Raw genomic sequence first — 9,056 nt, 5'->3', positions numbered from 1 at the left:
TCCGTACATGTACGGATGAATGTGGGAGGTGTTCGGATGAAGTCGATAATCAAGGCCGGATGGCCCCAAAAAATTTTTCAAAAAAGTTGTTGCGCGCCGGACAGACTTCTGTGTATACTAATTCCCGCAGCGCACGCGAGCGGAAACAAACGCGAACGTCTGCCTGGGGAGTTAGCTCAGTTTGGTTAGAGCGCCGGCCTGTCACGTCGGAGGTCGCGGGTTCGAGCCCCGTACTTCCCGCCAACGCAATTAAAGCCACGTCTTCGGACGTGGCTTTTTGCGTTTGATGCACTTTGTTTCGATAGAACGATCGCCCTGGTGCATCTTCGCCCAGAATCCCCGCGCCTTCGGGAACGCAAGTAAAATCTAATAAGTATATCTGTCTGAACAACAGCTTTGTTGCGCAACACCTGTTCTACGAGACAGGGGGTTAGGTTATACTAAATTGCACTGTGCGCCGCATCTGATGCATTTCGCTCCAAGCGCGGCACTCAGTGGATATCCGATTTACCATTTGGATGTCCTGGCGGTCATTTAGCGTCTCGACACAAGCTCGGCCCCGGAGCTCGTTCGAGCTGTTCGTATTCCTTGAAAGGGGAAAAATGGACATATCGAGGAAGACTGATTACGCCCTTCGCATGCTGGCGATGCTTGCCGAGGATCCGGAACGTTTGCTTTCTGTTCGCACCGCTGCCGAAGAGGTCAATGTCCCGTATTCGTTTGCCCGCTCGATTCAGCACGGTTTGGTCCAGGCCGGTATTGTGGAGAGTCTGCGTGGCGTCCACGGTGGCATGCGTCTCAAGGTCAGTCCGGACGACGTCACTATCCGCCAGGTCGTCGAGGCCGTTCAGGGTCCTATGGTTATGAACGATTGTACCGCGCCCGATGGTGACTGTGCGCGCATGGGCGCGTGCTGCTATCATCCCCTGTGGGCCGGAGCCCAGGCGTTGATGCGCGACTACCTCGATTCCGTTTCGCTCGGCGACATCGTCGCTCACCGCCAGTTCCCGGCCGTCGATCCCAAGTTCGCCGACCGCGAAGCGTTTCCCGAGTACGCCACCTGCGCGTGCGCTTACCGGGAGGAATAGCGCCGCATAAGGAGCATAGCCATGATTCAGGACCCCTTTCGTTCGATGATTCGTTCGGAAGGGGTCCTGCGTTATCGCGACCTTCCGTGGCGCCGCACACGCGATCCGTACATCATTTGGCTTTCTGAGGTCATGCTGCAGCAAACGCAGGTGCCGCGTGTGGAGGCGCGCATGCCGGTGTGGCTCGATCGTTTTCCGACTGTGCAGGCGCTTGCCCAGGCCGCGCCTTCCGATGTTTTGGACGCTTGGCAGGGCATGGGCTACAACCGACGCGCTCTGGCGCTTCATGGGGCCGCTCAGCGCGTTGTAGAAGACTGGGACGGGGAGTTTCCGCGTGAGACGCGTGACTTGGTCGCTCTGCCTGGTATTGGCCCGGCAACGGCGCAGGGTATCCGGTCGTTTGCGTTTGATCTTCCGGGCGTGTATCTGGAGACCAATGTGCGCACAGTCTTTCTGCATCACTTCTTTCCCGATGTACCGGCTGTTCCCGATCGCGAGCTGGTGCCGCTGATCCAAGCCGCCTGTCCGGCGGCTCCCGGTGCAGCGACCGACGAGATCGCTCCCTTTGCCGTGCCGCTCGATGATGCCGACACGCCGCGCGCGTGGTATTACGCGTTGCTAGATTACGGCGCATATCTAAAAAAGACGTTGCCCAATCCGTCCAGGCGCTCGGCGGGCTATAGCCGTCAATCAAAGTTTGAGGGCTCGCGTCGCCAAAAGCGCGCGCATATCGTGCGTATGTTGCTGGCAGCGCGCGATGGCCAGCCGGCGGGGATTACGCTTGTTGATGCCGTGGTGGGCGTTAACGAGATGGAAGCGGCAGCCGGTCGCGGGCCGGTCGAGTGCGACTTGATCGCGGGCATTCTAGCTGACCTGGAGCGCGAGGGCTTTTGCCGAGCCGAGGACGATCGTTGGTTGAGTGTGTAACCCGCTCAAATCTGAAGAACGGGATTGTAAGGTTTAAATTCGCGGCTTGAGGGCATCCTAAAGACGAGGCCGCTCGAAGCCTACGGGCGGCATGCGTTGAAGGGAAGTACACCTATGGATTTTGAGAATTCCCAAACCAAGAAGAACCTCGAGACCGCTTTTGCCGGTGAGTCCCAGGCACACACCAAGTATCGCTACTATGCATCCAAGGCCAAAAAGGACGGCTACGTTCAGATCTCGAATATTTTTGCCGAGACGGCGGGCAACGAGTCCGAGCACGCCAAGCTGTGGTTTAAGTATCTGCACGACGGCGCCGTCCCCGATACCCTGGACAATCTGCGTGATGCCGCTGCGGGCGAGAACTACGAGTGGACCACGATGTACGACGAGTTCGCCAAGACCGCCGAGGAGGAGGGTTTTGCCGAGATCGCTGAGAAGTTCCGTGGCGTCGCCGCCGTCGAGAAGGCCCACGAGGAGCGCTACAACAAGCTTGTCGAGCGCATTGAGTCGGGCGAGGTGTTTGAGCGCGAGGGCGTGAAGGTGTGGAAGTGCCTGAACTGCGGGCACCTGCATGTTGGTGCCGAGGCGCCCGAGGTGTGCCCGGTTTGTAACCACCCGAAGGCGTACTTTGAGGAGCAGGTGGTGAACTACTAGCGCGTGGCGCTGGCTGCTGCGGAGCGCAGGGCGGGAGGCCGGACTACCTTCCCTCCCCGCTCACGGCTCCGCAGGGTCGCGTTGAGGGAAGGTAGTCCGGCCTCCCGCCCTGCGCTCCGGCTTCGGGTCGTCGCGTGCTCACTACAGAAAAGCTGATAAGAAGTTTGTGTGCCGCCCCTTTTGGGGCGGCACGTTTTTGTAGGGGGACTGGTTGGGACGGCACCGTTCATGGGTGGGGTACACTGGGTAGCGACTTTTAGTTTATCTACTACCTGATGGGGTGTTTTTTATGGGTAAGAAGTCTCGGGCTCGGGTGGCTGCGGCGGGAACTCGCAGGGATCCTGGTCGTCGGGTTGCCGAGGGCAAAAAGGCCGATCGTGCCGAGAAGGACAAGAAGGTCGGCGCGCATGCTCATCCTGAGTGGGCGCCCCATTTGAATTCGGCGAGTGAGGACCTGACCGCCAAGCTGTTTACGATGGTCGAGGTTATCTTGGGCGTGGTGCCCGTGGTGGTCATCGGTCTGTTCCTGGCCTCTAAGGATGCTACGAGTGTGGATAAGCTCACCGATGTCTTTTCTCAAGACCCCTCGATGGTGGTTACGTTTATCTCGGCGTGTCTGCAGCCGTTTGTGGCGTACATGCTGTACATGATTTATCGCAAATACTGCAAGGGCGATGCGGGCTTTGCCGCCGGCAACCTGATCGGCCTCTTGTGCTCCGAGATTTTGTTGCTCAATATTCCCGGCGTCATCGGTATGGGCATCTTGCTGTGGCGTGTTTGGCGCAACGTTGCCCCGCACTTTGAGAGTTGGCTGTTTGAGCGCCGCGTAATGGGCGTGCTGGCAGACATCGCCGGGTCGCTCGTGATTCTCGTCTTGGCATTTATGTGCGCCACCGCCGCCCGCGGTCTCGCGGGCATGTAGTCTGTTCTCACCGACCACGGGGCGCAGGGCGGGGAAACCTTCCCCTCTCGCTCACGGCTTCGCAGGGTCGCGCGAGGCAAAGGTTTCCCCGCCCTGCGCCCCGGCGTTGAGTCGTCGCATGCTCGTTACAGAAAAGCTGATAATAAGTTTGTGTGCCGCCCCTTTGGGGCGGCACTTTTTGTGTGGGGTCCCGGTCTCCACAATTTTCGTCAAGCTATTGGTTAGATTTTGGTCAGTTGGCGTAAGGGTGGAAGGCCAAAAGATTGTTGGCGAAAAAAGCTCAGAGAAAGTGCTGGTAGGGGAGTTGTTGAGCTTTTCGACAGCTTTTGAGCAGAAGAAACTTTGTGGCTATTGCCGGCGATTGCGTTGTCGCGGTCATGGCGGTGCGGGATGCTGGTCGTAAGCGTCGAATGCTCCGATTTTGGAGGCCAGCATGGATCTGTTTCTTGAGACTCCGCAGCAACAAGCCGAGCGCATGTTGCGCCAACAGCAACGGCTTATAGAGATGCAAATGCAAGGGGCGGCAGCCCAGCCCTTTGCGCAAAATGTCGTGCCCGCTGCTGTACCTGCAGCTGTGCCCGGGTGTAAATCGGCGCCAGAGGCCTATTCCGTACAGCAAGATTCATATGCGCAGGAGCTCGCGTTCGACAAGCGTCGTGCGCGTCGTCGCCGTGTGGGCCAGCGCTTGCGCATATTGGCGATGATCGTGCTCATCCCGTTAGGGCTTGCGGCCATCTTTCTGGCGTCGTATGCCCTCACGTGCATCCTCAACGGCGCATCGCCCAACGAGGTGCTCCAACATCTGTCAGCCCTCGGCCAGCGCCTAGGCGATGTCATAACAACAATCCGCGCCGGCTGGGAGAGTTAGCGTTTGTCACATTAGGACTTCTAGGGTGTAGGGATTATCGCCATGAGTAGAATCCTCGCATCCTGTGGGTCCTGTCATGCGACTTAATAGTATTATTGAAGATGAATAATAATAGGATTTGTTATGTATAAGCAGGATTTAGAACAGACTCTTTTGGGCATTGACGAAGAGGCGGAGCTGGAAATAGGTCCAAGAGACGACAGGCCGAACGTTGTATTGGTGGGAGGAAGCGCCTTCATGCTAAACGATGTGACGAATCGTTCGGTTACACATGACATTGATGTGTTTGAGGCAGATAGGTGCCTCCGCGAGATCATAGCTCGATACCCCGAGGTGAATGGTATGGCGGTGGCATATTGTAATCAGATGCCGTTCAATTACGAAGATCGTTTGATTCCCTTGGATATTGGGGCGCGTTTTATCAGGTACTTTACGCCATCCTTGGAGGACCTGGCGGTAATGAAGCTCTATGCCTGTCGTCCGAACGACATCATCGATCTTCATAGTCAGGCATTCGTCGACCGACTTGATTGGGGGTTGCTCGAACGGCTTATATTCGACGAGGGAGAGGCGCTGGCGTCGTCGCCTTCGGAGCGGAGTTATCAAGAGATGGTCTGTGCATACAGGCAATACAAAAAGGAGGTGCTCGGTTGAATCTGACCTTTGAGGGATTCTTAAAAGGCTATTGCCGAGAGCTATCCGGACAGCGGTCGCTGAGTTTTAGAAAATTGGTTGAGCAGGCGACGACGGATGCGCCGCGCGTGGCGGAGCCTCTGTTTTTGCTCGCTTTGGCGCAAGGAAAAGCCGAATACGTTCTGGGTTTATCCGAGGGCTCGTGGATGGAACGGGATTACCGAGACGTTTTATCCTTGTACGGTCAAGCGGGTAGCATGGCGTCTCTATGCGCCAAAAGTGAGCTCCCAAATCGTTATGCCAACGTTTGGCGTGCGTATAGAGCGGTGAAGGAAAAGCCAGTGGCGGACAGAAGAATCAACGCCCTGATGCGAAAAAGAACGTTGGGAGCGCTAGAGGAATCGGGTGTAACGCGCTACGGTCTCTGCCGCGATTTGAATCTGAATAAGGGAAACGTGTACGCATATTTAGCAGGTGATGACTCAAAGGTGAGCAGGGAGACGGCGCGCCGCATTATGGAATATGCGGAGGAGAGGGGCGCCCAAGAAGGGGCCGGGCGCCCGGTGCGTATGGCGGGGTAAGATTGATCGCGGTTTTGATTGGTGCTCGATTGGGTTTGTTGGGCGGAGTTTATGTCTGCTATTGATATTGTGCTTGTTGTGATCGCCTTGGTGGCGGTGGGGGTTGCTGTGGCTTGCGCCCTCCAGCTCAAGAGCCTGCGTGCCGAGTTGCGGGAGCGTGGCGACAGTAGCGCGGAAACGCTGGCAGCACTCGAGCAGGCCAACAACGCGCTCGATGCCCTGAACGTCGCGCTGGCCGAAACTCGCCGCACGGCCAATGCCATCGCGCAGCAGCAGACGACAGATGCGGCCGTGGAGCAGCAACGTTACCTGACCATCGCACGTGAGTTTTCGCAAGCTGGTGACCGGATGGATGACCTGCGCCGCGAGACGGCCCAACAGCTCGGTGCCAACCGCGAGGGTATCGAGCATCGCCTGGACAAGGTGCGCGAAACGGTCGATGCTCAGCTGGGCGCCATCCGCAAAGACAACAACGTGCAGCTCGATCAAATGCGTGCGACGGTGGACGAGAAGCTCTCCCGCACGCTCAACGACCGACTGTCGGCATCGTTTAAGCAGGTGAGCGACCAGCTCGAGGCCGTGTACAAGGGCCTGGGCGACATGCAGTCCATCGCCACCGGCGTGGGCGACCTTAAGCGCGTGCTGGGCAACGTGAAGGCGCGTGGCATTTTGGGCGAGGTGCAGCTGGGTGCAATTCTGGCGGACATCCTTACGCCCGACCAGTATCTGGAAAACGTCGCCACCAAGCCCGGCGCCTCGGAGCGCGTTGAGTTTGCCGTCAAGCTGCCGGTGGACGAGGGCGATCCCGTGCTGCTGCCGATCGACTCCAAATTCCCGGGCGACGCGTACGAGCACTTGCTCGACGCGCAGGAGTCGGGCGATGCGGAGACCGTGGCGGCTGCGCGCAAGACGCTCGACACCATGGTCAAGCGCGAGGCAAAGGACATTTGCGAAAAGTACCTGAGTGTGCCGGCAACGACCAACTTTGGCATCATGTTCGTGCCGTTTGAAGGGCTGTACGCCGAGGTCGTCAGCCGCTCCGGGCTTATCGAGACCCTGGGCCGCGACTATCACGTCAACGTTGCCGGCCCCAGCACCATGGCGGCCATTCTCAACAGCCTGCAGATGAGCTACCAGACGTTTAGGCTGCAAAAACGCACCGACGATGTACTGCGAGTGCTCTCCGCCGTCAAGGCCGAGCTGCCGCGCTATCAAAAGGCGCTGCGCCGCGCCCAGCAGCAGATCGAGACCGCGGGTAAAACGGTCGAGGGCATTATCACCACGCGCACCAACGTCATGGAGCGCAAACTCAAGGATATCGACGCGCTGGAAGACGCCGACCAAGCCGATGAGATCTTGGGACTCACGCCCGCGGACCTTCTCACAGACCAAGAAGACGAGGACTAATTGTAACAAGACGGTGGGGCACCGGCGCAAACGCGGGCGCCCCACCGCTTTTCGTATCGCACTTGTCTGAAGCGTGCTCCAATGTGCAACAATGGCTGTTCGAACTGCCGGATGCGAAAGGAAGTCCATGTCTCAGAGAAGCACCAGTCCGCTTAAGCGCTCGACCGTGCGCCGTACACTCCGGCGTTTTTGGGGTGTCACGCGCACGCAGCCGCTGATTGTCTTTCTCTCGGTGTTCTCGTCGGCGGGCTACATCTTTTTGCTGACGTTTGCCAATACCTATGTGATGGCCCTCATTGTCGACCGCGTTCAAGCCGGTCCCGTGGCGGGTGATCAGGTGTTTGAGGTCTTCGGCCCCTACATCCTGGCGCTCGTACTCGTTAATCTGGTGGGCCAGATTCTTTCCAAGCTGCAGGACTACACCGTCTACAAGCTCGAGATCGCGGGCAACTATCACCTGGCGCGCCTGTGCTTCGACACGCTCTCCAACCAATCCATGACATTCCATACCAGCCGCTTTGGCGGATCGCTTGTGAGCCAGACGAGCCGTTTTATGAGCGGCTATACGGGCCTGGTGGACGTAACGGTGTATTCGCTCATCCCTACCATCACCTCGGTCATCTGCACCGTGGCCGCACTCGCCCCGGTCGTGCCCACGTTCACCGTGATCTTGGTGGGCATCATGGTCGTCTACATCGCGTTTGTCTGGCTCATGTACAAGCGCATCATGCCGCTTTCTGCCGCGACGTCCGCCGCGCAGAACAAGCTGTCGGGTGTGCTCTCCGACGCGGTCACGAACATCTTGGCCGTTAAGACCTGCGGGCGCGAGGACTTTGAGCGCGACCTGTTCGATGCCGCCGACCGCGCCGCGCGCGACGCCGAGACCGTCTCGATGCACGCCATGATGCAGCGCAACTTTACGACCTCGGGCCTTATCGTCATCACCATGGCCGTGGTGAGCGTGTTCGTGGCGAGCGGCAACGCGTGGTTTGGCATCTCGGCCGGCGCGCTCGTCATGATCTTTACCTACACGTACAACCTCACCATGCGCCTGAACTACGTGAGCTCCATGATGCAGCGCATCAACCGCGCGCTGGGCGACGCCGCCGAGATGACGCGCGTGCTGGACGAGCCGCGCCTAGTAGCAGACGACCCGGACGCCCCCGAGCTCAAAGTGACCGAGGGCGCGATCGATTTTGAGCACCTGAGCTTTGCGTACCGTGACGCTGCGGCGGGCGAGAGCGTGTTCGACGACCTGACGCTCCATGTGGCGGCTGGCCAGCGCGTGGGTCTGGTGGGCAAATCGGGATCGGGCAAGACGACGCTCACCAAGTTGCTGCTGCGTCTGGACGACGTGCAGGGCGGTCGCGTGCTCGTGGACGGCCAGGATGTCTCGCGCTGCACGCAGCAGAGCCTGCGTCGCCAGGTTGCCTACGTGCCGCAGGAGGCGCTGCTGTTCCACCGCTCCATCCGCGAGAACATCGCCTACGGCCGCCCCGACGCCACCGACGAGCAGATCCGCGATGCGGCGCGCCTGGCGAATGCCTTGGAGTTTATCGACCGACTGCCCCAAGGCTTTGACACCATGGTGGGTGAGCGCGGCGTTAAGCTCTCGGGCGGTCAGCGTCAGCGCGTGGCCATTGCGCGCGCGATCCTCACCGACGCTCCGATTCTGGTGCTCGACGAAGCGACCTCTGCGCTCGACAGCGAGTCCGAGGCGCTGGTGCAGGAGGCGCTCGAAAACCTGATGCGCGGGCGCACCTCCATTGTGGTGGCGCATCGCCTGTCCACCGTGGCGGCGCTCGACCGCATCGTGGTGCTGGCGGACGGCGAGATCGTCGAGGACGGTACACATGCACAGCTCGTCGAGGCGGGCGGCGAGTACGCGAGCCTGTGGAGCCGCCAAACCGGCGCATTCTTGGAGGCTTAAGGTCCCCGGGCGTGGGACAATCGTTCCCGTGAAGTAATGTTTTTGC

At 59.2% G+C, this 9,056-nt stretch carries 9 protein-coding genes and 1 tRNA gene; all 10 read left to right on the top strand.

What is annotated here, in order from left to right; all coding sequences use genetic code 11:
• Positions 1-165: 165 nt before the first annotated feature.
• Positions 166-243, top strand: a tRNA-Asp gene (locus tag I2D41_RS07985).
• A gap of 359 nt (positions 244-602) precedes the next feature.
• A complete protein-coding gene (locus I2D41_RS07980) occupies positions 603-1,088 on the top strand; it encodes an RrF2 family transcriptional regulator (protein ID WP_138341664.1) in 486 nt (161 codons plus the stop codon).
• 21 nt (positions 1,089-1,109) lie between these two features.
• Positions 1,110-2,015 (top strand): HhH-GPD family protein, encoded by a 906-nt coding sequence (locus I2D41_RS07975; RefSeq protein WP_195364162.1) that lies wholly within the window; start codon positions 1,110-1,112, stop codon positions 2,013-2,015.
• Between the two features lie 114 nt (positions 2,016-2,129).
• Positions 2,130-2,669: a rubrerythrin gene (gene rbr / locus I2D41_RS07970; protein ID WP_117634424.1), complete on the top strand. Its 540-nt coding sequence runs from the start codon at positions 2,130-2,132 to the stop codon at positions 2,667-2,669.
• Between the two features lie 289 nt (positions 2,670-2,958).
• On the top strand, positions 2,959-3,591 hold the full coding sequence (locus tag I2D41_RS07965; RefSeq protein WP_195364161.1) for a hypothetical protein: 633 nt from the start codon (positions 2,959-2,961) through the stop codon (positions 3,589-3,591).
• A gap of 433 nt (positions 3,592-4,024) precedes the next feature.
• The gene (locus I2D41_RS07960) at positions 4,025-4,459 is read left to right on the top strand and encodes a hypothetical protein (RefSeq protein WP_195364160.1); all 435 of its coding nucleotides are present in this window, start codon (positions 4,025-4,027) and stop codon (positions 4,457-4,459) included.
• Between the two features lie 123 nt (positions 4,460-4,582).
• On the top strand, positions 4,583-5,113 hold the full coding sequence (locus I2D41_RS07955) for a DUF6036 family nucleotidyltransferase (protein ID WP_195235013.1): 531 nt from the start codon (positions 4,583-4,585) through the stop codon (positions 5,111-5,113).
• Positions 5,110-5,673 (top strand): transcriptional regulator, encoded by a 564-nt coding sequence (locus tag I2D41_RS07950; RefSeq protein WP_195364159.1) that lies wholly within the window; start codon positions 5,110-5,112, stop codon positions 5,671-5,673. Before I2D41_RS07955 ends, I2D41_RS07950 begins: the two co-directional genes overlap by 4 nt.
• Positions 5,674-5,724: 51 nt before the next feature.
• Positions 5,725-7,080: a DNA recombination protein RmuC gene (locus tag I2D41_RS07945; protein WP_195364158.1), complete on the top strand. Its 1,356-nt coding sequence runs from the start codon at positions 5,725-5,727 to the stop codon at positions 7,078-7,080.
• A gap of 127 nt (positions 7,081-7,207) precedes the next feature.
• Positions 7,208-9,010 (top strand): ABC transporter ATP-binding protein, encoded by a 1,803-nt coding sequence (locus tag I2D41_RS07940; RefSeq protein WP_195364157.1) that lies wholly within the window; start codon positions 7,208-7,210, stop codon positions 9,008-9,010.
• Positions 9,011-9,056: the final 46 nt, after the last annotated feature.

Origin of the sequence: Collinsella aerofaciens (genome assembly GCF_015552075.1) — a bacterium.
In the GTDB taxonomy this organism is placed as follows: Bacteria; Actinomycetota; Coriobacteriia; order Coriobacteriales; family Coriobacteriaceae; genus Collinsella; species Collinsella aerofaciens_Y.
The sequence above is the reverse complement of the archived record's forward strand: the minus strand, read 5'-3'. Positions and strand labels throughout refer to the sequence as shown.